We start from the raw sequence: 24,683 nt of genomic DNA on the forward strand, positions 1-24,683 counted from the left end.
TGCACTTTTTCTTGAATCGACTTAGAAGAAGCTTTCTGGGTCGAGCTCATTCGTCCGTCCATTTGCATCGTATTGATACCCACCATCGTGGATTTCAAAATGCAAGTGTGGACCAGTCGAGTTACCGGTACTTCCAAGCACGCCGATTTGTTGTCCTTGTTTGACTTGTTGTCCTTGTTTAACATTCAAGGCATTCATATGAGCATAAACGGTCGTATACGTTTTCCCGTCGATATTATGAGAGATATAGACGTGATTGCCGTAAGGACCACCTGAACTTGCTAAGATGACTGTCCCGCTTGCAGACGCAACGATTGGCGAGTTGAGTGGACCAGCGAAGTCTGTACCATTGTGGTACGCATAACCATTGCTTCCGCTTGCTGCACCCATTCCTTGCGAAACGGAGCCTTGAGCAGGTTTGATGAATTTACCTTTTGCTTTTGAGATGACTTTTGTGCTGGCCTTGCTAACAGAAGCTGGCGCTGGCGATTGTTTTGCAGCTTTTGCGGCGGCTGCCTTTTCAGCTGCTTTCGCCGCACGTGCTGCAGCTTTTTCTGCCTCTTCCTGTGCCTTCAGTTGGGCCGATGCCTCTTTCAGGCTGAGGATGTTCGATTCGATTTTTTTCTTTTGCGACGTCAGACGTTTCAATAGCGCTGTTCGTTTTTGTTTTTCTTCTTTGAGTTCACGTTGTTTCTTTTTTAAAACATTACGATCTTCAATCAAGTCTTGACGTGTCTGCTTTAATTCTTCTTTTGCAGCTGCCAGTTCTTTTTTGTTTGATTCGTAATCTTTTAATAAAGAAGCATCGCTTTCCGCAATCGTATTGAAAGCATTGAAGCGGCTAATCATATCACCGACATCTTTTGCACCGAAGACGGCTTCGAGTAACGGAGCGTTATCGGCTTTCGACTGACGAACTGCCAAGCGATCACCGAGCATTTTTTCTTGTTTCTTGATTTTCTTTTGTAACTTCTTGATTTTATCTTCTAGACGAGCGATTTGTTTCGTGTTTTCGTCGATCTTCTTTTGATTCTCGACGACTTGTAACGTTAGTCCATTGATCTGTTGATCGAGGGCATAGACTTGTTGCTGTGCTTTAGATAATTGATTCTTTTTTTGAGACAACGCCTCGCGTTGTTTCGATTGTTGTTGTTGGTTTTGCTGCTGCTTTTCTTTATATGAATTTGCCGCATCGACGGGAGTCGTCGTCATGAGCGGACTTACGAGTAAAGTAAGTGTCATGAGCGATAGCCCAAGTGACTTTCCGAAAGGTCGTTTCATAAATTAAGCGTCATTCCTTTCCCTTGTGAAGTGTTACCTTTCCCACTCTAACAGGAAAATCGGAAATTCAATTTTACAATTCTTTTAAAAAAGTGCAAGAGAAACTAGCGGAAAAGATGAAGAATTTATGAAAATAACGATTGGTTAAGATCAGGATAAGTACAAACCGTTGATATGAAGGGAAAATTGATTGGATAATTAATTGATTCCGAATGATGTCAGAAGATATATTTTTGTAACATCATATAAAGAGAAGGTTTAAGAAGAATTGAAAAAGGTATAGATATAGTTTTTGTGAAATGAAAATAATAATAGAGTGCCTAGGTCAGGCACTCTTCATGAGTCACTCTTCGTAAATCATTTTTCGTGTCATACCGCCATCTAGGACGAGTGTTTCTCCCGTCAAAAAGTCGTTATCTGGATGCGTCAAATAAAGAGCGGCACGCGCGACATCACTTGGTTTTCCGACGCGACCGGCTGGATGTTGACTATGGTCCTCAGGTGACAGCTCTTGATAGTCACCGGTTTCGATCCAACCAGGAGCAATCGCGTTGACAAGAATACCATTTTCTCCGAGTGAGACAGCGAGTGCATGCGTCAATGCAAAAATGCCACCTTTCGTCGAGGCATAGGATTCCGTGTGCGGTTCTGACATAAAAGCACGGGTCGAAGCGAGATTGACAATCCGACCACCGGTTTTACTTTGTTTCAAATAGGGGGTTGCTGCTCTCGTTGTCAGGAAAATACTACGCAGGTTCGTATGATGAACCCGATCCCATTCTTCAAGTGATAGTTCGAGTAACGGTTTTCGGATCATGATACCGGCATTGTTGATGACGATGTCGATTCGACCTGTATGTTCAACTGCTTTTTCAATCAATAGTTGCACGTCTTTTTCGTGCTGAATATCGAGGTGATAGAAGTAAGCCGTACCTCCATCTTCTTCAATTTGTTGAACTAATTCGTCTCCGGTCATCTGATCGATATCGGCAAGAACAACATTTGCACCTTGAGCGGCATAAGTTCGCGCCAGTTCAGCTCCAATCCCATTGGCAGCTCCGGTGATGATAACGGTTTGATTGACATGATTCATAAAAATCATCCTTTCTGTAGCGCTTCTCTCCCTTTTTTACCGTTCCATCGCGTCCTGAAACCTGACAGGGTTATCATACGTAGGAATAGGGAAATAGAAAAGCGTTGAAGTTACTTTAGAATGGGGGAAAACAGGACATGAAATTTTCGAATCAACAATTAGAGAAACAGCAAAATCAGTATGCCGAAGAAGCAAAAGATTACATCGATCGTCCGAAAAAGACGAATTCGCTATTACAACGAGCCACTGCTAAAGTGAACGGGAACTCTCGTTTGTCCGTCATTTTCTCGCCGTTGACGCTGTTCGTCGATATGATTCGCGCGTACCAGTCAGGTGAATACCGTAACATTCGTCGTACGACGATTTTAAAGGTAATCGGAGCATTGATTTATCTCGTATCACCGATTGACCTCGTACCTGATTTCGTCCTCGGATTTGGTTTCGCAGACGATATCGCGGTCATTCTTTTTGTTACGAAAACGATCTTCGAAGAATTGACACGTTTCAGTGACTGGCAAGATGAGCAACAAAAACGTCGCACACAACCATTACAAAGTGAAGATGCGTATTAATTCGTACGTAAATCATAACCAGGGCGACTTCCGATACGAAGTCGCTCTTTCTTATGTACAAAGAGCCGTTTCCTGTACGCCCTCTTGAAATTTCGATACACTAGAAATAGTTGGTAAAGAGAGAGGAGGGCGAAGATGGGACATCACTGGATGGAATCCTACGGATATATCGGAATCATGATGACACTCATGTTTCCTTTCATACCAAGCGAAGTACCGCTGGCGTATGCAGGGTATCTTGTGCACACGGCACAGGCAAATCTCTTATTCATGTTGTTCCTCGCTGTAGTGAGCTTCGTCATTAGTCAAAACCTCTTCTTTACGATTGGTCAGTTCGGGAGTGAACGGTTATTGAATCGTTTATTCAAATGGTTTCGGATTTCAGAAACAAAAATGCTTCAGTTTCAAACACAAATGGAGACGAAGGGACGTTATATTTTACTTCTGTCTCCGATGTGGCGAATCGGATTTGCGATTGGTGCAGGTCTCACGGGTGTTTCGCGTTGGACGTTCACGGTTGTGACAACGATTTCCTTCTTACTTTGGTCATCGATCTTCATTTGGGGCGGGAAAGCCGTTGGTCATGAATGGCGAAAACTGCATCACCTCAACCATCCTGTAGTTTGGATTGGATTAGGGATACTCATTACTGTAATCTATTTGATCCAAAAAAAGAAAAAAGTAAAAAAAGAGATGTAAAAGGAGTGGCATCATGGCAATTATCTTATTCGATATTGACGGTACATTGATTGACTCAACGGAACAAATGACAGAAGCGATTCATCGGGCGATGGATGATATGCCGCATCTTCCAAAACCTTCGCAGGCAAGTGTTCAGGCAAGCTATGGTCTTGCAGGAAGTGCCTTTTGGCGCAAAGCGATTCCGGAAGCTTCGGAAGAGGATATTCGTTTAATTCGAAAAAAGAGACATGGTCATTTAGAAGCGACGATGGTTGAACAGAATGTCTTATTTGACGGGATTCGATCACTATTACAAGCTCTGGTTTCAGCGGGACATACGGTCTCGACAGCAAGTAATTGCGGCAATCACTATCTAAACCTTGTGCTTGATAGTCAGGAAATTCGCTCGTTCTTCACAAGTCCGAAATGCTTGGAATCCGTCAATGGTAAAGAAAAAGCAGATATCTTACGGGCTCACCGCGAGGAGTTTGGAGAAGGGTCTTACTGGATGATTGGAGATCGGTCTTCTGATGTCGAAGCGGCTCGTAAGGAACATATGCCGGTCGTCTTATGTCAATATGGTTTTGGGACGCCATCCGAGTGGGATTCGGCAGATCATGTCATCGAGACACCGCTTGATTTATTAGCATTGCTCGAAAAATAAAGAAGTAAAAAGCCAAGCTAGACTCGTCGATTTTTTCAGACGGTCGGCTTGGCTTTTTTGGTGGTTAAAAAAATCAATCAAGATGCACTTACTCAAAATCGAGTCGATATGGTTCTGCACTCATCCATGGACGGAACTTCCGGAATAGCAGATGGAACAATAAACAGAGAATGACAGGCAGGACGATGAACAGCCCAAGAACGAATGTCATATTAAATAATGTCCAGCCACCTGACATCAGATGTAACGCATTGATTGGACCGATTAAACCAGACATTCCAAATCCAGCACTAAACGGTGTACCTTGAACACCGAGCATACCTGCTAATGCACCGAGGATAGCGGCGCTACACATGACAGGTAAAATCATCAATGGATTTCGGATGAAGTTCGCCATCTGGATTTTAGGAGAACCTAGAAAATGAGCAATCGACGTTCCGCGTGAATTTGCTTGCCAACCGGCAATCGCAAGACCAAATCCAGCGGCACAGACACCTAGATTGGCAGCTCCGGCAGCAACACCCGATAAACTGATCGCTGTTGCAATGCCGACCGTCGAAAGCGGAGAAACGATGAGAACAGAAAAGGCGACGGCAATCAGAATACCCATCAAGACGGGTTGAAGTACCGTAAAGTCTGAGATGATATGTCCGATTGCGGTTGTAATCCGCGTGACGAACGGATACGTCAAGACGCCGATTGCACCGGCACCGACAATCAAAATCGTTGGCATGACAAGCACCGTATACGTCTTGAAACGTTCACCGATCAATAAGACGATTGCCGTCGCAACAGCTGCCGTCAGACCAGCATTGATGACGTCTCCCGTACCGACGAAGACGAACGTCGCATCTGCACGAGTCGCAACGCCTGATCCAACGACCGTCGCGAGTCCAATCGACGTGGTGGCGATTGGTGTCACTTTAAATTGCATGGCTACGGCTACACCAATCACCATCGGTAAAAGACGCATCGCAAGTGTCGTTGCGTCCAAAACGTGTTGGGCGCCAGAAACGTATGGTAATAATGCTTTAGCAAGTTCACCGAGCAATGCACCCGGGATAAGAGCAACGAGGATGCCGATACTAAGTCCGTTTAACACATGAACTGCAAATTGACGGGGCTCGCGCAAAATAGATGAATCCATACAAATCCTCTCCTTATGTAACGCTTTTGTGCATAACAGTATAAAAGTTATGAATTGTGTTTTATCTTACGGCAAGAAAAGAGAGGCGTCAAGAAAAAGTTGGAAAATTCCAAATAAGCAAAGGATTCGTCTTTCAGAAACGGAATTGTTACAGTGAAGAAGTACATTGAATGAGGAGGTCATGAATCATGTCAGAACAACGTATCGTATTAGCAGCACGACCAAACGGAAAACCAACAGGGGAAACATTCCGTTATGAATCATTTGAGCTAGGAGAATTACAAGAGGGGCAAGTAGCGCTGGAGTCACTCTATATCTCGGTCGATCCATATATGCGGGGACGTATGAATGATGCACGCTCTTATTCGCAACCGTTTGAGATTGATGAACCGATTCACGGAGGAGTCGTGGCGCGTGTCATCGAGTCTAAAAGTGAGATACTTGAATCAGGTGATGTTGTTGTCGGGATGCTTGATTGGGCGACGAAAGCAGTCGTCGACGCGAAAAGTGTCCGTAAAATCGATGAGCAGATCGCACCGATTTCAACGGCGCTCGGTGTTTTAGGAATGACAGGGATGACAGCATACTTCGGATTGCTTGATATCGGTAATCCACAACCAGGGGAAACGGTCGTCGTATCGGCAGCAGCAGGGGCTGTTGGTTCGATCGTCGGTCAAATTGCGAAGATCAAGGGGGCACGAGTCGTCGGAATTGCAGGAAGTGATGAAAAGTTACAGCACTTAAAATCAGATCTTGGCTTTGATGAAGTCATCAACTATAAAACAGAAGACATTCGGGAAGCTTTAGACCGGACATGTCCAGACGGAATCGATGTCTACTTCGAAAACGTTGGTGGTGAGATTGGTGATGCCGTGCTTGATCGCCTTAATCCATTTGCTCGGGTACCAGTTTGCGGTGCGATTTCAGGTTATAACGCACAAGAGGACATCGGTCCACGCGTTCAGTCTAAATTAATTATTGCGCGTGCACGCATGCAAGGCTTCTTAGTCGGTGACTATGGCAAACGTTTCAAAGAGGCAGCGGAGCAACTAGGACAATGGGTCAGTGAAGGTAAATTGCAATACGAAGAAACGATTTTTGAAGGATTTGATCGCGTACCAGATGCTTTCCTCGGACTGTTTGATGGATCAAATACAGGAAAACTATTAGTAAAAGTCAAATAAATATGCCAAAAGAGGTTGCGGAAAATTCCGCAACCTCTTTTGGTATGGCTAAACATTCACGACTCTTTGCGATCGCGCTCAAGTTCTTCTGGGTCAGGATCCGGATGTTGTGTCTCTGCTGGTTTGATCCCAGGATCGGATGTCTCTGCTGGATCAGGGTCGGGGTGAAGACCGACATCTGCTTTTTCATCTGGTAGTTCATTATTTTTTTCATTTAACATGTTCCGTCATCTCCTTTTATCAGTACGTAATAATGTTTCCCCGTTTTTTGATTCCAAAACAATACGAGTGTAAGGCATCTATTTTCGAATGGATATGGATGACTTCCACGAACAAGAAAGCGAAACTTGTCGATTTCCTAGGAAATACAGGTTGACTGAAATGGAATGTAAGGAAAATCCAAAAAAGCTTCATGAAGTCTTTACAAAAACCTTGCAAGTCCTTCAAGTAGCCTTTGAACTGCTTCCGTAGACTAAGAAAGAGTTGAAAAGAGGAAGGGTGTTTACGTGTGAGCGATCAAAAATGGAAACGACAAATCATGCAACAACTAAACTGGGTTCGCGAAGAGAAAAAGCGGCTTGGAAACGAAACGACAGCAAGTAAAGAAGCGCTGGGAAAACTTCGTCAGCTGGACGTCTTGCGTATTCCAACGGTTCAACCTTCAAAAAACACGACGACACGTTATCGACAAAATAGCCAAAGATCATTACTAGAACAGGTAGATGTGTCGCGGATCCCTGTGAGGACGACAACACGTTACTATGATAAACGCCCAATCGAGATGGCTATCGTCTGTTCGGAATTCATGTATGCCTATTATGAAGACGCTGTTCATCTCCATTACGTCAATACGAATACATTCGAAGAAGTGTTCGAACGCGAAATCGATCTCTTTTTAGTCGTCTCTTCTTGGAAAGGATTACGTGGTGACGATTGGAAGGGGGTCGCAACACCGAACTCGAAAAAACGCCAACGATTACTTTCGATGATGCAAGAAGTCAAAGCTAAAGGGATACCAGTCGTCTTTCAATCAACAGAGGATCCGAGCAACCATGAACGTTTTCAAGATGTGGCGCAAGCTGCTGATTACGTATTGACTTCGGATGAAGCGATGATTCCTGAATATCGCGTGTTATGTGGGCACGACCGAATCATGTCGATGCCATTCGGTGTCAATCCACTTATTCATAATCCAGTTGGAGCAACACGTAGTCGGAAAAAAGGTGTTTTGTTTGCCGGTAGCTGGATGGCGAAATATCCTGATCGTGTCAAGGATACGGAGATGTTGTTTGATGGTGTGATGCAGTCGACGCATGAACTCGATATCGTAGATCGGAATTATCATCTTGATTTACCAGCCTATCAGTTTCCAGAACGTTATCAATCACGGGTTGCTCCAGCGATTCCGTATGATGCGCTACAACAAGTCAGTAAATGTTATGACTGGGTCTTGAACCTGAATAGCATCAAATATAGTAAAACAATGTGTGCCCGACGTGTCTATGAATCGCAAGCACTCGGAAATTTGATCCTGTCGAATTATAGCATCGCAGTGAATAATGAATTTCCGAATATCTTTACGGTTCACGATGCACAGGAAGCAACAGCAATTTTAGAACGGACATCACAAGAAGACATCGAACGGTTACGGGCAGAAGGACTTCGCGCTGTCATGACCAATCACACGGTCTTCGAACGGATTGATCAGATTTTAGCCTTCATCGGACAAGTGGCTACGACACAGAAACGTCGTTTGCTCGTTGTCGTCGATAGAGACGGAGAAGACCTTCAACAGACGATTGACGGTCAAAGTCTTACCCCAGACGAGATCATCTCAGCGGATGCATTGACGGAACAAGTCTATAATCAAGCCGACCTTGTCGCATTTATGGATGGACAGGAATCATACGGAGAATATTATTTAGAGGATCTCGTTAATGGCTTTAAATATAGTGATGCAAGCATCGTCCGAAAAGGGAGTCAACATCCATATCAACTTCTCGAAGAAAGCGGAAGTCGAAATGGTGCCATCGTCTGGCGAGCAGATATTTCCTATGACATGTTCCGAGTAGGAGAACTGAGTGGGAAGACGCTCCTACTTGATACGTTTGAATGGAATGAGCAAGCGGTAATTCCGATTGATCCATCGCCACAATTGTCCGTCGTCGTGCCAATCTATAATAACGGCAAGCATCTCACGTATAAATGTTTTGCAAGTTTGAAACGAATGGATCGATTCACGGAATCTGAGATTCTACTCGTGGATGATGGATCGACGGATTTAGCGACGCGTCAAGCCGTAGAACGTCTTGCTCGACGACATGAGAACGTCAGAACCTATTTCTTCGAGACTGGAGGAAGTGGCAGCGCCTCACGTCCGCGTAATAAAGGGGTGGAAATGGCTCGAGCTGAATATGTGACTTTTCTTGATCCGGATAACGAGGTGCTCAGTGATCGTTATGCCTTGTTGCTTGATGAACTAGAAAAAGATTCAACACTTGATTTTGCTGTCGGGCATATGAAAAAACTCGCGGAAAAGACGAGTATCATCGCTCTTCCGACGATCCGTAAACAAGGACGAATGGTGTGTGAAGATCCGAAAGCCTTCTTGTTGAAACATCGTTTTGCTGTCCAAAGCATTCAAGCACTTGTCGTACGTCGTACGTTCCTTCTTGAACATCAATTGGAGCAAGTCGTTGGTGCGGTCGGTCAGGACTCGCTGTTCTTCCAAGAACTGATGCTACGTGCAGAGCGTGTCTTACTCGTCAATCGAGTCATTCATTATTATTATGCAGCAGTGGCAGGGTCGACGGTTAATGCATTGACGGTGAAATTCTTCGAACGAAGTGTCGTCCGGGAACGGGCACGGTCGGAAAAATTCGCTCGATACGGTGTATTGGAAGAATATAAAAAGACACGATTCGAGCACTTCTTTGAACATTGGTACCTCGTCAAGTTGCGCTACTGCAGTGATAAGGATTTCGCACCGAGTGTTGCCTTGTTGCGCACGATCATCGGTTTCTATGAACCGATTACGATAACGAATCCGTTGATCCGCCAATTCATGGACCTTGCGGATCAACAAAAGACGGACCGGCTTCAACATCTATTACTCGAGGAGGTGCAGAAATGACGGCATCAATCAAAACAGCACGACCAAAAGACGAAATCCGAGCTGCTTACTACGATCAGTTAGGTGGCGCTTTTGGTAAAAGAGTACGCGCCCGTGTGCACTGGATCGTGCGCCAAGCGAAAGGTGAGCGAATTTTAGATATCGGTTGTTCTGGTGGCGTCGTTCCGATTTTACTCGGACGAGAAGGGAAACATGTCGTCGGAATCGACGTGCTACCGGAAGCAATCATTGAAGCGAAACAAGCGTTGCTCGAGGAACCAGCGTCTGTAAAAGCAAAGGTCGAGTTGGTTGAAGCGAATCTCATGACCTATTCGACAGAAACACGATTTGATACCGTCTTGATGACTGAGGTACTTGAACATATAGGAGAACCGGAACGATTCATTGCTCGCGCCGTTTCCTTCATCGAGCCGGAAGGACGCCTCGTCATTACCGTCCCGTTTGGCGTCAATGATTATGCGGATCATAAACGGACGTATTATTTAAATCGTTTACTTGAGCAATTGACACCGTTTGGAAAGGTCGAGACGGTGGAGCGAATCGATAAATGGCTTGGAATTACGATTCAAGTATACAGAGAACCTAAAGCTGCTCGATCGATTCAGCCATCGGAAGTCGAATGGTTGGAGAAGGCGTTTGAAGAAGTGGAACGATTGCATCTTGCAACCATCATTGACTTAAAACGTAAACAGCAACATCTGGAGCGGAAAGTTCACAGTTTAGAGGAGCAGACAAATCAATTAGAAGACGCGCAAGCGGAAGTCCTCCTCCGTGAACAGCAACTAAAGGAACAACTAGAGCAAACTAAAGTGCTCGAAGAACAATATATGGTATTGCTCGATCGATTCGAAGGGTCACTGGTATCAAATCTAGAATTGCTGGAGGCGAATGCATCATGGAAATCAAAATACCGCTCTCTCGCGCGGTCAAAACTCGGAAAAATCGTCGTTCGCTACTGGAAGTTCCGGCGCCAGCTCAAGCAACGCCGGAGTCGTCGATGAACGTTCTCATGATTTGCCAGAATTTCTATCCAGAAATCGGTAGTGCTGCGAATCGGATGAAAAACATCTTCAAACGAATCGAGCAGGCAGGCAGTGACGTCCACGTGCTAACATCAGAACCGCTTTATCCAACGGCAGAACTTTATACGGACTCGATGTTTTGGGATGAACCGAGTCTTGATACAGCACATGTGACACGTATTCAACCGCGAGACGTGCGAGCGACGACGAACCTCTGGCGACGTCTACGTTTATTCGTCGAACAGTTCGTACTCGCTGTCCAAGAAGTGCGTCATGACTCGAATACGTATGCTTATATTTATGCGACGACTCCGTCGATTTTCATGGGGCTCGTTGGTGTCGTCGCAAAACACGTCAAACGGGCACCTTTGATTTTGGATGTACGTGATTTATGGCCAGAATCACTGATTGGTGTCGGAATTACGAAGTCACGGTTATTACTCACACCACTTTACTGGCTTGAAAAGTGGATGTACCGACAGGCAGATCAATTGGTCATCAACAGTGAAGGATTTCGGTCATATATCGAAGGTCGTGGTATTGCTCCGGAAAAAATTCATTACATCCCAAACTCGATCGAGGAGAACGAATGGTTGATCAAGCGTCGTAAAGTATCGGACCAAGTCCGTGTCGTCTATACAGGGAACATCGGACTCGCACAAGATGTCTTCTTGTTGCTTGACGTTGCAGAAGCACTTCAAAAGGAACAAGATATCTGTTTTCAAGTCGTCGGTTACGGTTACCATAAGCAGACGTTTGAGAAGCTAGTTAAGGAGCGTGGATTGACAAATATCGAGTTCCTTGACGCGATGCCGCGCTGGGATGCATTAAAACAACTCGCGAAGAGCGACATTGCGTTTGCGACCCTTGTCGAAAGTACAGCATTCGATACGGTCACACCTGGAAAAATCATCGACTATATGGCGATGGGATGCGCGATTGTTGGAGCGGTATCGGGGCATGCTGCGCATGTCATCGAAGAAGCCGGAGCCGGTTACGTCTCCGTTCAGCGTAAAAAAGAGGAAATCGTCGATCATATCCTCGAGCTATCTCGAAATCCGGAAAAACGTGCAGCGATGGGACGAGCCGGAGTGGCTTATGTTCAAGAACATTTTGACTGGGAACAAAATGAACAGCGTCTCTTTGCGGCGATCCAACAAACACGATCACAAGTGGAGGTGGCGAAATGAAGCGAATCGGCATGTTCGTCTGGAATACGTTTACGAACGATGCGCGGGTATTACGAGAATGTACGGCACTCGTCGAAGCAGGACATCGTGTTGATTTATATTGCTTAAATGACGGAACATTGCCCGGAATTGAGTATCCGGTATCTGGATTTCGCGTCATTCGAATCAACCGGACGCCACCTCTTGCGAAGGGATTGCCATTCTTTCGAAAACGAAAGAAACTAACGCTCGCTGTCGGATTACTCGGCGCACTTGTCGCACCCTGGTTGATTCCATTTGGACTTGTACTTTTTTTGTTGATGCGAAGCCGTTTTGTCCGTTACGCCTTGTACAATAGTTTCGGAATTCTACGCATGACGCGTGCTGCGCGGAAACATCAGTATGACGTCATGCATGCGAATGATGTGAATACGTTACCGCAAGCGATTGGTGCGTCACGTGGTGCGGCAATCGTCTATGACTCACATGAAGTCCAGACCGATCGAACGGGATATGGAAGCATGCAGGGGAAACTAGAACGTTGGTTACTTCGATTCGTTGATCGGACGATCGTTGAAAACGATACACGTGCCGATTATCACCTGAAGTTATACGGAACACGACCATCCGTCTTGCACAATTATCCGTTTTATCAACCGGACGTTCCGCAACCACGCCCGTTACGACAAGAATTAAAACTCGTCGAGAATGAACCGATTCTGCTATATCAGGGAGGAATCCAGGAAGGACGCGGATTGGAACGTTTAGTTGAAGCGATGCCATATATCGAACGAGGGACACTCGTATTCGTCGGAGATGGTAAGTTAAAAGGAAAACTGATGCAACTTGCTTCACAATCAACGGAAAAATCACGTATTCGATTCGTCGGGAAAGTCCCGCTTGCCGAATTACCAAGTTATACGGCAGCGGCGACTGTCGGCTTCCAAGTCCTCCAGAACGTCTGTTTCAATCATTATTCTGCTTCTTCGAATAAACTGTTTGAATACATGGCAGCATTAACGCCTGTCGTCGCAGCCGATTTGCCAGAAATCCGTCAGGTCGTCGAAACAGAAGGGGTTGGTTTGATTGTCGATGTCGAATCACCGCAAAGCATCGCCGAGGCAGTCAACCGTCTAGTGAAGGATGAGAGCCTGCAACGAGCGATGCAGGAACGCGCAATCATAGCAAGGAGACAATACAACTGGGAGCAAGAAAAAGGACGACTTCTTGCTGTCTACGACTCAATTTTTATGGAATCTAGGACAAAATAAGAAAAATAGTCAACGACTCGAAGGGAAATCCACGTGCAATAAAGGCGGATTTCTGACGAGTCGTTTTGTTTTAGCAAAACCGACATGAAGGATTCGCGAAAGCTTCATAAGATTTACAAAAACAATAGAAAACACTGGAAATGTAAGGTCTGTGAAGAATGGTTTAAGAGATGGTTAGAAGTATTGGAAAGCAAAGGAAATGTCGTTATGGTCTAGGTACAGCCAAGCCACAGACCGTTCGTTGGCTAGTATGACTAACTCGATGGAGGAATGACAAAATGAAACTTTGCACAATTGGACTAGGATATATTGGATTACCTTCTTCTGCGATGTTCGCGGATCACGGCACGGAAGTTGTAGGTGTCGACATCGATCCTCAAATCGTCAATCTTCTGAACACGGGAACGATTCATATTGAAGAACCAGGACTCGAGGATGTCATCAAACGAGTCGTCGCAAACGGAAAATTCCGAGCGACACTCACGCCAGAACGAGCAGATGTCTTTTTAATCGCCGTTCCAACACCAAACTTAAACGATACGTACAAATCATGCGATTTGAAATATGTCATTTCAGCCGTCAACAATATGTTGCCATTCCTTGAAAAAGGAAATGTCGTCATCGTCGAATCGACAATTGCGCCACGAACAATGGATGATCATGTCCGTCCTTTGATTGAAGCAGCTGGATTTACGATCGGCGAAGACATTTATGTCGTCCATTGCCCAGAGCGCGTCTTGCCAGGACAAATCTTACATGAACTTATCCATAATAACCGCATCGTCGGTGGATTGACGCCAGCGTGTGCAGAAGCAGGTGCTGCCGTCTACGAAACATTCGTTCAAGGTGAGATCGTTCGAACGGATGCGAAAACAGCCGAAATGTCGAAGTTGATGGAAAATACGTTCCGCGATGTCAACATCGCACTAGCGAACGAATTGACGCAAGTCTGTCATCAGCTTGAAATCAATGTACTCGACGTGATCGAGATGGCGAATATGCACCCACGAGTGAACTTGCATCATCCGGGACCGGGCGTTGGTGGTCATTGTCTCGCAGTAGATCCATACTTCATCGTCGCAAAAGCTCCATCGCTCGCGCGTATCATTCATACAGCACGTCAAACGAATGTTCAGATGCCACAGTTCGTTGCTGAACAAGCAGCACGTCTCGTCGGTTCACGTGTCCGTCCAAAAATCGCCGTCTTTGGTGTTACGTATAAAGGAAATGTTGACGACATGCGCGAGAGTCCAGCTGTTGAAGTCATTGAACAGTTGCTCGATCGCGGACTAGATGTCGCTGTCTGTGATCCACACGTCGAACGCTCGATCTCGACACGTTTCGAACTCGTCGATGAGCTAGAAGCGATTCAAGGTGCTGATTTAGCGCTCGTCTTGGTTGACCATGATGAATTCAAACAATTCGATTCGCGTCGTCTCGCAAATTACATGCGGACACCGTTACTCTTCGATACGAAAGGAATCGTTAATGAACTCGATGTCGTCAAAGTCCTGAACTTCGGCAATTTGCATACGCACGGCGTGACGGAAGTGGATGCGAAAGCGATATGAACGCGTTACGAACGATTGGAGGAGAGTTGAAAGATCATCTATATCTGATCTTTCGGCTCTCGCTTTATGAAACAAAGAGTCAATACAGCATGCAATACCTTGGTTGGTTTTGGGAGATCATGACGCCACTTCTCCAAATCGGTGTTTACTGGGTCGTCTTCGGTTTCGGGATTCGTGGGGGACATCCGGTTGAAGGGATTCCGTTCGTTTTTTGGCTCGTCAGTGGATTGATTGCCTGGTTCTTCATCGGAAGTACGATTCCAAGTGGATCTCGATCGATTTATGGTCGGGTCGCCCTCGTCTCGAAGATGCATTTTCCACTGAGTACGATTCCAGCGTACGTCATTTTGGCACAATTCTATCGCCACCTCGCGATGATTGCCTTGACGATTATTTTAGGGTGTGCCTTCGGTTATTTCCCAGGATGGCATACGTTTGAACTGTTGTATATCGTACCGGCAGGTGTCGTGTTCCTCTATGCGGTCTCCTTATTGTTATCGGCGCTTGCGACGATGATCCGAGACGTACAAAACATGGTCACATCTGCGATCCGCATGTTGATGTATTTGACGCCAATCATGTGGATTCCGCCAGATCACTCGTTATTCAAGATGTTGTTGATGTTAAACCCACTCGTTTATTTGATTGAGGGATACCGTTCAGCACTCATCGGAACCGGTTATCTGCTCGATCATATGTGGTACGGGGTGTACTTCTGGTCGATCACGCTTGCAATCTTACTTGTTGGAGCATCGATTCACATTCGATTCCGACGCTATTTCATCGATTATGTATAGGAGGGAGACCGATGGGTCATGTCGTGTTTGAGAATGTATCGAAACGGTACATGCTCTATGCCCGACCGATCGACAAGTTAAAGGAAGTGTTGTTCGGTAAGGTGAATGGAAAATCGTTCTATGCTCTAAAGAACGTCTCTTTTTCTGTTGAAGAGGGCGAAATCGTCGGTGTTGTCGGTATCAACGGAAGTGGGAAATCGACACTCTCCCATCTACTTGCTAATGTGACGCCGCCGACGTACGGTCGAGTCACGTTGGGTGGGAAGTCAGCATTGATTGCCATTTCTAGCGGTTTGAATAGTCAACTGACAGGACGAGATAACATTGAACTTAAAGGGTTGATGATGGGCTTGACGAAGCGCCAAATCGATACGATTACTCCAGAAATCCTAGAGTTTGCTGATATCGGAGAGTTCATCGATCAGCCAGTCAAGACATACTCGAGCGGCATGCGAGCTCGCATCGGTTTTGCGATCTCGATTCACATCAATCCAGACATTTTGATCATCGACGAAGCACTCTCAGTCGGAGATCAAACATTCACTGAAAAATGTCTCGATAAGATGCGCGAATTCCGCGATCAAGGGAAAACGATTTTTTTCGTCAGCCACTCGCTCAGTCAGGTAAAGAGTTTTTGTACAAAAATCCTTTGGTTGGAATACGGGGAAGTACGTCTATTTGGTCCAACGAACGAAACATTGGCTGAATACAATAAATATTTATATTGGTACAAACAGTTATCGAAAAAGCAAGCTTCCCATTATGTAGCTAAAAAACGAACGGAACGGATTGGTTCCGTGGATCAGCAGATGATAGGCGAGACGATTGAACGATCGTCATGAAATGAGATAGGGGATGAAGTAAATGAAACGTGTCATGCTTGTATTCGGAACACGACCAGAGGCAATCAAAATGGCGCCGGTCGTCAAAGCACTTGAAAATCGTCAGGATGTCGAACCAATCGTCGTCGTGACAGCGCAACACCGGGAAATGCTCGACCAGGTACTTGAATTGTTCGAAATCACTCCGGACCATGACTTGGATTTGATGCGTCCGCGTCAAACGTTAGAGGAAATGACAGCGCGCATTCTAAACGCGATGCGTCGGGTCCTCGAAAAGGAACAGCCGGATCTCGTCCTTGTCCATGGGGATACGACGACGACGTTCGCTGCTTCTTTAGCGGCGTTCTATCAACAGATTCCAGTCGGTCATGTCGAAGCAGGACTACGCACATATGAAAAGTATGCACCATTCCCAGAAGAGATGAATCGTCAATTGACAGGTGTACTAGCAGATTATCATTTTGCACCGACAGAACAAGCCGCGATGAATTTACGTGCCGAAAATAAACAGACACCGATCATCGTGACGGGTAATACGGTCATCGATGCGTTGAAGACGACTGTTTCACCGACTTATACGCATCCTGTTCTATCCCGTCTTGAGAAATCAGGTCGGAAACTCGTTCTTTTAACGGTTCATCGTCGTGAAAATCATTTACAGTTGGCAACGATTTTTGATGCGATCGAACGACTGGCGAACGAGCATCCAGAAATCGAAATCGTCTATCCTGTCCATCCGAATCCGGTCGTCTTAGATGCAGCCGCACGTCTAGAACACCATCCGCGTATTCAATTGATTGAACCACTCGATGTGTTTGACTTCCATAATCTCGCAGCTCGAGCGTCCTTCATTCTGACGGATTCAGGTGGCATTCAAGAAGAAGCACCTTCACTTGGTGTTCCCGTTCTTGTCTTGCGGGAGACGACGGAACGTCCTGAAGGGGTCGAAGCCGGGACGTTGAAGCTCGTCGGAACGAATCCAGAGATGATTTATGAGATGAGTCATCGATTGTTGACGGATCAGGAGTTCTATCAATCAATGGCACAAGCGGCAAATCCTTATGGAGATGGTCAAGCAGCAGAGCGAATCGTCGATGCCATTATGAGTGAGGTACCCGTATGAAACAACGTATTCCTCCAGCGATTTATCAGTTCTTTCCATTCGGAACGCAGGAAAAAATCTTGCTTGAGGATGCGACAGATGGCGTCTATTTTGATTTTCAAGAAGCGACAGCAGATGACAAATTGTACATTCAGCTATTTGATCAAGGGTTCCAACATCCGCCCTCAAAGTTATACCGGTCAGACGCCACGATTACAGGAGATCTCATCGAGGTAATCTGTCATTTCGAAGTCGATACACCATGTGTCGTTCAGTTGTTCAAGATGCAATATGGTCAGAAGAAACGGATGGGGTCGGAAACAGAAACCGTCACACTGACGAATGAAACAATCGTGCATGTACAGATGAAACGAGTACCAGGAGCGAAGTATTTCAAGGTGGCATGGAAGTTCTTGCAGGAGGGGAACTTCCGGGTCCATCTTCGGGACATTCAGGTTGTGCAACATGTCACGGCAGGGGAGGAAGCGACGTATGCTATTTAGTTCGACGATATTCTTATTTCTATTCTTACCGACTGTCTTGCTCGTCTATTACCTACTGCCACGTAGCTTCCGAAATGGCTGGTTACTCGTGACGAGTCTGTTCTTCTACGCATTCGGGGAACCTCGATTTGCATTGCTGATGTTACTGAGCGTCACGATCAACTACTTTTTCGCTTTGTTCGTCGACCTGTATCGACACCGAATTGGCGTCAAATGGATCATGTTCAGTATGATCGCTGTTAATTTAGGGTTACTCGGCTGGTTCAAGTACAGCGGATTTTTTGTTCGTTCAGTCAACGAGACACTTGGGTTAGGGTGGTTCGTACCGGAAGTCGTCTTGCCACTCGGTATCTCGTTCTATACGTTCCATGCGATGAGTTATGTCATCGATATCTATAAAGGGAAGGAAGCGGTGCAAAAGAATCCGCTTGACCTTGCCCTTTATATCGCGTTCTTCCCTCAACTCGTCGCGGGACCAATCGTTCGCTACAACACGATCGCGAGCCAAATTGAGTCACGAGAAGAGACGGTTTCCGATTTTGCCCGAGGAGTTCGTCGATTTACGATTGGTTTAGCTAAAAAACTGATTCTTGCCAACGGGTGTGGTCAGGTCGCAGATGCCATCTTTAACATGAAGGATCTCTCAATGGGACTTGCTTGGATTGGCATCATTGCCTACGCCTTACAAATCTATTTTGATTTTTCAGGATACAGCGACATGGCGATTGGACTAGCTTTGATGTTCGGATTCCATTTTCTTGAGAATTTTAATTATCCCTACATCTCTAAGTCTGTTTCTGAGTTTTGGCGTCGTTGGCACATCTCGCTCGGGTCTTGGTTCCGGGATTATGTCTATATCCCGCTTGGAGGAAATCGCGTTTCACCGTGGCGACAGTATCGTAACTTAGCGATTGTTTGGATGTTGACGGGACTTTGGCATGGTGCAAGTTGGACGTTCGTTGCGTGGGGAGCTTATTACGGAATCTGGATCATGCTTGAGAAAGCATTTCTCGGGAAATGGTTGGAGAAAATGCCGGTCGTCTCGACCATTTGGACACTCGTACTCGTCTTAGTCGGGTGGGTGTTCTTCCGTTCAGAAACATTCCCAGAAGCTGTCACTTATATTCAAGCAATGTTCGTACCAGATGTGATCTGGGATGAGCGCGCAAGCTACCAGCTTGTGCAAAATGGTGTTCTACTCCTTGTCGCGTGTATCGCAGCGACACCAATTCCGAAAATAATTGGAGAACGGTTAGTCGTCTCACTCGGAAAAATCGGGACGACAATGCAGTATGGGTACGCGATGTTGATGCTGTTCCTTGCGACATCAGCACTGGTTGCAAGTACGTTTAACCCCTTCATTTATTTCCGCTTCTAAAAAGGAGGTCTACTGATGGCACAGCCACTTGAAACAAAAAATAAACAGGAACAACAACGGGCGACTTCTTTTGAACGGATCATGATGTGGGTGACGACGATTAGTTTTCTACTCGTCTTGTTAACGATTGGGATCGGAACAATCGTCCGAGAGGACCGTGTACGTTCACAGCTAGAAAATCGTACACTCGCCCAATCGGTCGAACCGACAATCGAAGGAATCGCTACCGGAAAAGACATGTTGAAAATGGAGACGTATTTCACGGATCAACTGCTCTTGCGAGGTACATTCGTTGAAATGCAGGCATTGTTATCAAAAGATGTCTTCCGGCAACCGTTTCGAAACGGAATCTATACAGCTAAAAATGGTTATATGATTGAACCAAGTGCCTCAACACAAGTCCAGGTTCCAAGCGCCTTTCAACAATTCGTTCAAGAAGTCGATCGTCCTGTCTATATGGCGCTAGCTCCATCAAAGACGGTCATTGCTGAACGCGATCAGTTGATTCCATCGTATGTTGCTTCGAACGCGCGTACACGATATGCAGGAATGATTCGTGATTTCAAGGCTGCGGGGATGACGAATTTGTCACTTGATCAACTACAATTAACGGACTACTTCAAGACGGACCATCACTGGAATATTGATGGAGCGGCGTCCGCGTATCAGACGATTACGAAAGGTATGGATTTACAGGCAGTCATGCCATCAAATGCAAATCGTAAAGAGGATGAACATGCGTATTATGGCTCGTTGGCACGAAAGACGACGCTTGCGTACGCAACGTCTAGTGATCAGTTAGCCTATTATGAACCAGCATTTTTCAAAGGAATCGATGTCTGTTATGACGGTGCATGCGATCGTCCAGTCATCGATGAATCCTTCGTCGAGCAAGAGGGAGATTACGTCGATCGGTATGAAGTGTTCTTACGCGGGAACCATGGCATCATGTCGATGAAGGAGCAGACGAAGAACGAGCGACCGACGATTCTCGTCTTAAAGGATTCGTTCGCGAATCCAGTCTTACCGTTTCTTGCTAAAAGTGCCAACCTAGAAGTCGTCGACGTACGCTACGTACCAAAATCTTTTGATGTGTCGCAGTTTGCTAAACAAAAACAAGTCGACTCCGTGCTGTTCCTGCATAACTCGAACATTGCTGGATTGATGAAGACGTATGAAAACACACTATGAAGGAGTTCATGACATGAGATCCCGAATGGCGAAAAAAAAACCGCGTCTTGTTTGGCGCGTATTGAGTGCGCTCCTGCTTGGGGTCGTTTTGATCGCTAGTACATCGGCCGGTTTAGCTTTTTTAAAAGTGAAGCAAACGGCAGACGCGTTCTTGACACCGTTAGAGGGAAAGCAGCCAAAGCCACTCGAATCGATGCAACCGGTCAACGTTTTGTTACTTGGTGTAGATGAGCGAAAAAATGATAAGGGGCGTGCCGATGCCATCATGCTTCTGTCATTCAATCCGAAAACAAAACAAGCGACGTCGCTGTCCATTCCACGAGACATGCAGGTAACTGTGCCGTCCGGTGAAAAGACAAAAATCAATCATACGTATGCGTATGGTGGTGTGAAAGAGACAGTCGAAACGGTCGAGCAGACGTTTGAGATTGACGTCCCTTACTATGCGAAGATCAATATGGATGGCTTGATTGAGTTGGTCGATGCTGTTGGAGGTGTTACGGTCGACAATCCATCTGCCTTTAGTTGGAACGACCGACGCCTTCAAAAGGAATACACTAAAGGAGAAATCCATCTAAATGGTCTTGAAGCGAGCGGGTATGCACGGATGCGAAAGCAAGATCCGCTCGGTGATATGGGACGACAAATTCGTCAGCGTCAAGTATTAGAAGCCGTCGGAACGAAGCTTGCCGGACCACAGTTGTTGACGCAACTCGAAAAAATTACGGATGTCATGAAAAACAATTTTACGACGAATATCGGACTTGATGTCGCAGCGCAGCTAGCGCAGGAAAATCAACAAGGGTTCGAGCAGTTGAAACCACTAAAAATTGACGGGGAAGGATATATCGCAAGTGATGGTGTCTGGTATTTCTTTGCGTCGGATGAGTCGATGGAACAGACGAAGCAGAAGATCGCCAAACTTCTCGCACAATCGTAAGCGATAGCTAGTATCACGATCAATCAAATAAGAATGAGCGTCTCCAGCAAATGATGGCGGGGGCGCTTTTGACTGTCTTTCTCTTAAGTCACACATCATTTTTTTTGAAAAAAAGTGCTTGGTTCAAAAGTCTTATTTTCCATCCAATCGATGAAATAGGCTTTGACAGGACTTGTAAATGGATGCAAAATGAAAACGATTACATAACAAAGGGGATGGCTACCGTATGAAACGCATGAGATCCGTTTGTATCGTTGCGCTAACGTTTGCACTAATATTTAGTGGATTGTCATTGTCCGGTCAAGCACTGGAAAAAGGGAAGTCTACATTGGTCATCATTCATTACAAGGAAGACCCGAATGCCACAAAGGATTGGAACCTGTGGTTATGGGCAAATGGTCCGGATTATTTTCCGAATAAAGCCCACGCTTTTAACGGTGAGGATGCTTACGGTAAAGTGGCAGCCTACGAATTTCCAGTTGATCAGCCAGAAAAAATCGGCTTCATCGTTCGAGATGATAACTGGAACAAAGATGGAGGATCTGAAAACGATCGTTTCATCACAAAAGACATGATTAAAAATGGTGTTGCTGAAATTTGGATTGAGTCGGGCAGTAAGGATATTTCAACTGTCAATCCAAGTAACGGAGCAGATGTCGAAAAAATCGACACGAACATCCACTATTACCGGTATGACAATGATTATGAGAAATATGGTGTTTGGTCTTGGCCGGAAGAGCAAGATGGCAAGCGTTTCGAGTTCGACCAGCAAGATGATTTTGGTGCCATCGCCCAAGTGACACTCGATAATCTAACGAAAGCACGTCTCGCAGGCGTTATTCCTCATCTTGAGGGATGGTCTGAAAAAGACGGAGCCGATCGTTTCTTCTATGCAGGAGCGAAGGATATCTGGTTGATCGAAGGGGATCAAACGGTTTACTACAGCAAACCGGAAATTGATCGGACACCGAAAATCACGAGCTTTTTAGCTGATGACTTCCGGACGATGACGTTAAAAACGAATGCACCGTTGACGGAAGAAGACTTAAAGACATTTACGTTTGAAGGCGTGACGAATCCGGTCGTGTCAGCAATCGATGCAAAAACAGTGAAAGTCGAAGTCACTTCTGATATTGATTTAGCAAAAGTCGTCCGAGTGTCCCATCCTGTTTTTGGAGAAGCAGTCCTTGAAGCAGGTAAGGTACTCCGTTCGAAAGCATTCGATCAAAAGTATGCCTACGATGGTAAACTTGGCGTCAATTATCAGAAATCGAAGACGACGTTCAAGGTCTGGGCACCGACAGCGCAAGCCGTCGAGCTCGAGTTATATCGTTTACCGAAACAAAAAGCTGCTACGACAGAGGATATCACGCGTGAAATCAAGATGGCACGAACGGATCGCGGTGTGTATCAAGTGACGGTCAAGGGGGATCTTGATGGTGTCGGTTACACATACGAAGTCAAGCACGCAAAAGAATCGACGCGTGCTGTTGATCCGTATGCGACAGCAGTCGCTGTTAACGGAGACCAAGGTGTCGTCGTCGACTTACGCGAGACGGATCCAAAACGCTGGACGAATGGAAAAATGCCACTTCGCCATGCGACAGACGCAATCATCTATGAATCACACGTCCGTGATTTATCAATGTTTGATGTGACGAACTCGGGTTACGATTCAGGCATCAAACAAAAAGGAAAATATCTTGGTGTTATCGAACCTGGTACACGTTTGACGAAGGATGGTAAGAAAACGAAGACGAAGACGGGTCTTGATCATCTGAAGGAACTTGGCATCACGCACGTTCAGTTCATTCCTGTCTATGATTTCAATACAGCGTCCGTCGATGAGACGAATCCGCTTAAAAGCTATAACTGGGGTTACGATCCAAAGAACTATAACGCTCCAGAAGGATCGTATGCGACAAATCCATATGATCCAAAAGTCCGAATCACAGAAATGAAGCAGATGATTCAAGGACTACATGACAATGGACTGCGTGCTGTCATGGACGTCGTTTACAACCATATGTTTGATGCAAAGGCATCAAATCTTGATAAAATCGTCCCTGGTTATTACTACCGTTATACAGAAGGCGGCGATTTAGCGAACGGAACTGGTGTCGGAAACGATACGGCTTCTGAGCGTCAAATGATGCATAAATTAATCGTAGACTCTGTCTCATACTGGGCAAAAGAATACCACTGGGACGGATTCCGATTTGACTTAATGGGGATTCACGACGTCAAAACGATGAACGCCGTCAAACAGGCGACAAAACGTATTGATCCGTCGATTCTCGTATTCGGAGAAGGGTGGAGCCTTGGAACACCGCTTCCGGATTCAGAGAAAGCAAACCAAACGAATACGAAACAAATGCCAGGAATCGGTCATTTCAACGACAACCTGCGCGATGCGCTCAAAGGGAGTGTCTTCATCGATTCAGATGCTGGTTTCATTAACGGAACGACTGGTCTTGAAACACGCATCAAACGCGGTATCGTCGGTGAGATTGCATACGATAAAGACATCCAAGGATTTACGCAAGAACCAGATCAAGCCATCACTTACGTTGAAGCACACGATAACCATACGTTGTGGGATAAGTTGAACCTAACGAATCCGCAAGATAATGACGCAACGAAGACGAAGATGCATCGTCTAGCTTCAAGCATCTTGCTAACGTCTCAAGGAACGACGTTCATCCATGCAGGACAGGATTTCATGCGGACAAAAGGTGGCGATCATAACTCGTACAAATCACCGGATTCCGTCAACCAACTCGATTGGAAACGGAAGATGGATCGTCAACAAGACGTCGATTATATGACAGGATTGATTGCTTTACGTAAGAAGAATCCAGTGCTTCATTTAGCAACAGCAAAAGACATTCGTCGTTACGTGACGTTTGAAGCAGCACCAGCACAAGTCATCGCGTATCGACTAGATGACGCTGCGCCACAGCAGAAGGACGATCTCTATATCATTCACAATGCGAATCGAACAACAGTCGACATGAAGCTACCGAAAGGAAAGTGGAAGCTGCTCGTAGACGGTAAACAAGCAGGAACAAAAGCAATCCGCACCGTTTCAGGTACGGTTCGTGTTGAGGGACTCAGCTCGTTTGTCTTAGCAAAATAACTA

Annotated in this window: 20 protein-coding genes and 1 pseudogene; 17 read left to right on the forward strand and 4 right to left on the reverse strand. The window is 45.7% G+C overall.

The genetic code is table 11. The annotated features are described in order from the left end of the window. Nucleotides 1-21: 21 nt before the first annotated feature. Together K6T22_RS04355 and K6T22_RS04360 are read right to left on the reverse strand one after the other, a co-directional pair. Nucleotides 22-1,281 carry a murein hydrolase activator EnvC family protein gene (locus tag K6T22_RS04355; RefSeq protein WP_238239087.1) on the reverse strand — a complete coding sequence of 420 codons (1,260 nt, stop codon included), beginning with the start codon at nucleotides 1,279-1,281 and terminating at the stop codon, nucleotides 22-24. Nucleotides 1,282-1,624: 343 nt separating this feature from the next. Further along, the gene (locus K6T22_RS04360) at nucleotides 1,625-2,374 is read right to left on the reverse strand and encodes an SDR family NAD(P)-dependent oxidoreductase (RefSeq protein WP_238239089.1); all 750 of its coding nucleotides are present in this window, start codon (nucleotides 2,372-2,374) and stop codon (nucleotides 1,625-1,627) included. Nucleotides 2,375-2,511: 137 nt separating this feature from the next. On the opposite strand from K6T22_RS04360, the gene K6T22_RS04365 reads away from it, so the two are divergent. From K6T22_RS04365 to K6T22_RS04375, 3 genes are all read left to right on the forward strand, one after another. Further along, nucleotides 2,512-2,946 (forward strand): YkvA family protein, encoded by a 435-nt coding sequence (locus K6T22_RS04365; protein ID WP_238239091.1) that lies wholly within the window; start codon nucleotides 2,512-2,514, stop codon nucleotides 2,944-2,946. A 135-nt stretch (nucleotides 2,947-3,081) separates the two neighbouring features. After that, nucleotides 3,082-3,645, forward strand: coding sequence for a DedA family protein (locus tag K6T22_RS04370; RefSeq protein WP_238239093.1), 564 nt, complete (start codon nucleotides 3,082-3,084; stop codon nucleotides 3,643-3,645). A 13-nt stretch (nucleotides 3,646-3,658) separates the two neighbouring features. Continuing rightward, a complete protein-coding gene (locus K6T22_RS04375) occupies nucleotides 3,659-4,291 on the forward strand; it encodes an HAD family hydrolase (RefSeq protein ID WP_238239095.1) in 633 nt (210 codons plus the stop codon). Between the two features lie 88 nt (nucleotides 4,292-4,379). Here the strand turns inward: K6T22_RS04375 and K6T22_RS04380 are convergent, their stop codons facing one another. Further along, complete coding sequence (locus K6T22_RS04380) at nucleotides 4,380-5,438, reverse strand: PTS sugar transporter subunit IIC (RefSeq protein ID WP_238239097.1); 1,059 nt, start codon at nucleotides 5,436-5,438, stop codon at nucleotides 4,380-4,382. A gap of 188 nt (nucleotides 5,439-5,626) precedes the next feature. On the opposite strand from K6T22_RS04380, the gene K6T22_RS04385 reads away from it, so the two are divergent. Next, nucleotides 5,627-6,622: an NADP-dependent oxidoreductase gene (locus tag K6T22_RS04385; RefSeq protein ID WP_238239099.1), complete on the forward strand. Its 996-nt coding sequence runs from the start codon at nucleotides 5,627-5,629 to the stop codon at nucleotides 6,620-6,622. 56 nt (nucleotides 6,623-6,678) lie between these two features. Here the strand turns inward: K6T22_RS04385 and K6T22_RS04390 are convergent, their stop codons facing one another. Further along, nucleotides 6,679-6,843, reverse strand: coding sequence for a hypothetical protein (locus K6T22_RS04390; RefSeq protein ID WP_238239100.1), 165 nt, complete (start codon nucleotides 6,841-6,843; stop codon nucleotides 6,679-6,681). Between the two features lie 287 nt (nucleotides 6,844-7,130). Between K6T22_RS04390 and K6T22_RS04395 the strand changes: the two genes are divergently transcribed. From K6T22_RS04395 to pulA, 13 genes and pseudogenes are all read left to right on the forward strand, one after another. Continuing rightward, nucleotides 7,131-9,755 carry a glycosyltransferase gene (locus K6T22_RS04395; protein ID WP_238239102.1) on the forward strand — a complete coding sequence of 875 codons (2,625 nt, stop codon included), beginning with the start codon at nucleotides 7,131-7,133 and terminating at the stop codon, nucleotides 9,753-9,755. Continuing rightward, nucleotides 9,752-10,756 (forward strand): class I SAM-dependent methyltransferase, encoded by a 1,005-nt coding sequence (locus tag K6T22_RS04400; RefSeq protein ID WP_238239104.1) that lies wholly within the window; start codon nucleotides 9,752-9,754, stop codon nucleotides 10,754-10,756. The genes K6T22_RS04395 and K6T22_RS04400 overlap by 4 nt, the downstream gene beginning before the upstream one ends. Beyond that, nucleotides 10,651-11,967, forward strand: a complete 1,317-nt coding sequence (locus K6T22_RS04405; protein WP_238239106.1) for a glycosyltransferase family 4 protein — start codon at nucleotides 10,651-10,653, stop codon at nucleotides 11,965-11,967. The genes K6T22_RS04400 and K6T22_RS04405 overlap by 106 nt, the downstream gene beginning before the upstream one ends. Next, on the forward strand, nucleotides 11,964-13,217 hold the full coding sequence (locus tag K6T22_RS04410; protein WP_238239108.1) for a glycosyltransferase: 1,254 nt from the start codon (nucleotides 11,964-11,966) through the stop codon (nucleotides 13,215-13,217). The genes K6T22_RS04405 and K6T22_RS04410 overlap by 4 nt, the downstream gene beginning before the upstream one ends. Before the next feature lie 278 nt (nucleotides 13,218-13,495). Further along, complete coding sequence (locus K6T22_RS04415; RefSeq protein WP_238239109.1) at nucleotides 13,496-14,788, forward strand: nucleotide sugar dehydrogenase; 1,293 nt, start codon at nucleotides 13,496-13,498, stop codon at nucleotides 14,786-14,788. Further along, on the forward strand, nucleotides 14,785-15,585 hold the full coding sequence (locus K6T22_RS04420; RefSeq protein ID WP_238239110.1) for an ABC transporter permease: 801 nt from the start codon (nucleotides 14,785-14,787) through the stop codon (nucleotides 15,583-15,585). Before K6T22_RS04415 ends, K6T22_RS04420 begins: the two co-directional genes overlap by 4 nt. Before the next feature lie 11 nt (nucleotides 15,586-15,596). After that, a pseudogene (locus K6T22_RS04425) lies at nucleotides 15,597-16,337 on the forward strand (ABC transporter ATP-binding protein); the annotation flags it as partial. A 112-nt stretch (nucleotides 16,338-16,449) separates the two neighbouring features. Beyond that, nucleotides 16,450-17,550, forward strand: coding sequence for a non-hydrolyzing UDP-N-acetylglucosamine 2-epimerase (gene wecB / locus K6T22_RS04430; protein ID WP_238239112.1), 1,101 nt, complete (start codon nucleotides 16,450-16,452; stop codon nucleotides 17,548-17,550). Then, complete coding sequence (locus tag K6T22_RS04435) at nucleotides 17,547-18,032, forward strand: hypothetical protein (RefSeq protein WP_238239113.1); 486 nt, start codon at nucleotides 17,547-17,549, stop codon at nucleotides 18,030-18,032. The genes wecB and K6T22_RS04435 overlap by 4 nt, the downstream gene beginning before the upstream one ends. Continuing rightward, complete coding sequence (locus tag K6T22_RS04440; protein WP_238239114.1) at nucleotides 18,022-19,410, forward strand: MBOAT family O-acyltransferase; 1,389 nt, start codon at nucleotides 18,022-18,024, stop codon at nucleotides 19,408-19,410. The genes K6T22_RS04435 and K6T22_RS04440 overlap by 11 nt, the downstream gene beginning before the upstream one ends. Before the next feature lie 15 nt (nucleotides 19,411-19,425). Continuing rightward, entirely contained in the window at nucleotides 19,426-20,601 is a 1,176-nt protein-coding gene (locus K6T22_RS04445; protein WP_238239115.1) for a DHHW family protein, read from the forward strand. A gap of 13 nt (nucleotides 20,602-20,614) precedes the next feature. Beyond that, a complete protein-coding gene (locus tag K6T22_RS04450; protein WP_238239116.1) occupies nucleotides 20,615-21,541 on the forward strand; it encodes an LCP family protein in 927 nt (308 codons plus the stop codon). 226 nt (nucleotides 21,542-21,767) lie between these two features. Then, complete coding sequence (gene pulA, locus K6T22_RS04455) at nucleotides 21,768-24,680, forward strand: type I pullulanase (RefSeq protein WP_238239118.1); 2,913 nt, start codon at nucleotides 21,768-21,770, stop codon at nucleotides 24,678-24,680. Nucleotides 24,681-24,683: the final 3 nt, after the last annotated feature.

Origin of the sequence: Exiguobacterium acetylicum, from assembly GCF_022170825.1 — a bacterium.
GTDB lineage: Bacteria > Bacillota > Bacilli > Exiguobacteriales > Exiguobacteriaceae > Exiguobacterium_A > Exiguobacterium_A acetylicum_B.

Excerpts from the sequence above, each read along its gene's own strand:
- K6T22_RS04450 (WP_238239116.1), top strand. The coding sequence starts at position 20,615 with ATGAGATCCCGAATGGCGAAAAAAAAACCGCGTCTTGTTTGGCGCGTA.
- K6T22_RS04420 (WP_238239110.1), top strand. The coding sequence starts at position 14,785 with ATGAACGCGTTACGAACGATTGGAGGAGAGTTGAAAGATCATCTATAT.
- K6T22_RS04410 (WP_238239108.1), top strand. The coding sequence starts at position 11,964 with ATGAAGCGAATCGGCATGTTCGTCTGGAATACGTTTACGAACGATGCG.
- K6T22_RS04385 (WP_238239099.1), top strand. The coding sequence starts at position 5,627 with ATGTCAGAACAACGTATCGTATTAGCAGCACGACCAAACGGAAAACCA.
- K6T22_RS04435 (WP_238239113.1), top strand. The coding sequence starts at position 17,547 with ATGAAACAACGTATTCCTCCAGCGATTTATCAGTTCTTTCCATTCGGA.
- pulA (WP_238239118.1), top strand. The coding sequence starts at position 21,768 with ATGAAACGCATGAGATCCGTTTGTATCGTTGCGCTAACGTTTGCACTA.
- wecB (WP_238239112.1), top strand. The coding sequence starts at position 16,450 with ATGAAACGTGTCATGCTTGTATTCGGAACACGACCAGAGGCAATCAAA.
- K6T22_RS04390 (WP_238239100.1), bottom strand. The coding sequence starts at position 6,843 with ATGTTAAATGAAAAAAATAATGAACTACCAGATGAAAAAGCAGATGTC.
- K6T22_RS04370 (WP_238239093.1), top strand. The coding sequence starts at position 3,082 with ATGGGACATCACTGGATGGAATCCTACGGATATATCGGAATCATGATG.
- K6T22_RS04365 (WP_238239091.1), top strand. The coding sequence starts at position 2,512 with ATGAAATTTTCGAATCAACAATTAGAGAAACAGCAAAATCAGTATGCC.
- K6T22_RS04440 (WP_238239114.1), top strand. The coding sequence starts at position 18,022 with ATGCTATTTAGTTCGACGATATTCTTATTTCTATTCTTACCGACTGTC.
- K6T22_RS04415 (WP_238239109.1), top strand. The coding sequence starts at position 13,496 with ATGAAACTTTGCACAATTGGACTAGGATATATTGGATTACCTTCTTCT.
- K6T22_RS04405 (WP_238239106.1), top strand. The coding sequence starts at position 10,651 with ATGGAAATCAAAATACCGCTCTCTCGCGCGGTCAAAACTCGGAAAAAT.
- K6T22_RS04355 (WP_238239087.1), bottom strand. The coding sequence starts at position 1,281 with ATGAAACGACCTTTCGGAAAGTCACTTGGGCTATCGCTCATGACACTT.
- K6T22_RS04445 (WP_238239115.1), top strand. The coding sequence starts at position 19,426 with ATGGCACAGCCACTTGAAACAAAAAATAAACAGGAACAACAACGGGCG.
- K6T22_RS04360 (WP_238239089.1), bottom strand. The coding sequence starts at position 2,374 with ATGAATCATGTCAATCAAACCGTTATCATCACCGGAGCTGCCAATGGG.
- K6T22_RS04375 (WP_238239095.1), top strand. The coding sequence starts at position 3,659 with ATGGCAATTATCTTATTCGATATTGACGGTACATTGATTGACTCAACG.
- K6T22_RS04380 (WP_238239097.1), bottom strand. The coding sequence starts at position 5,438 with ATGGATTCATCTATTTTGCGCGAGCCCCGTCAATTTGCAGTTCATGTG.
- K6T22_RS04400 (WP_238239104.1), top strand. The coding sequence starts at position 9,752 with ATGACGGCATCAATCAAAACAGCACGACCAAAAGACGAAATCCGAGCT.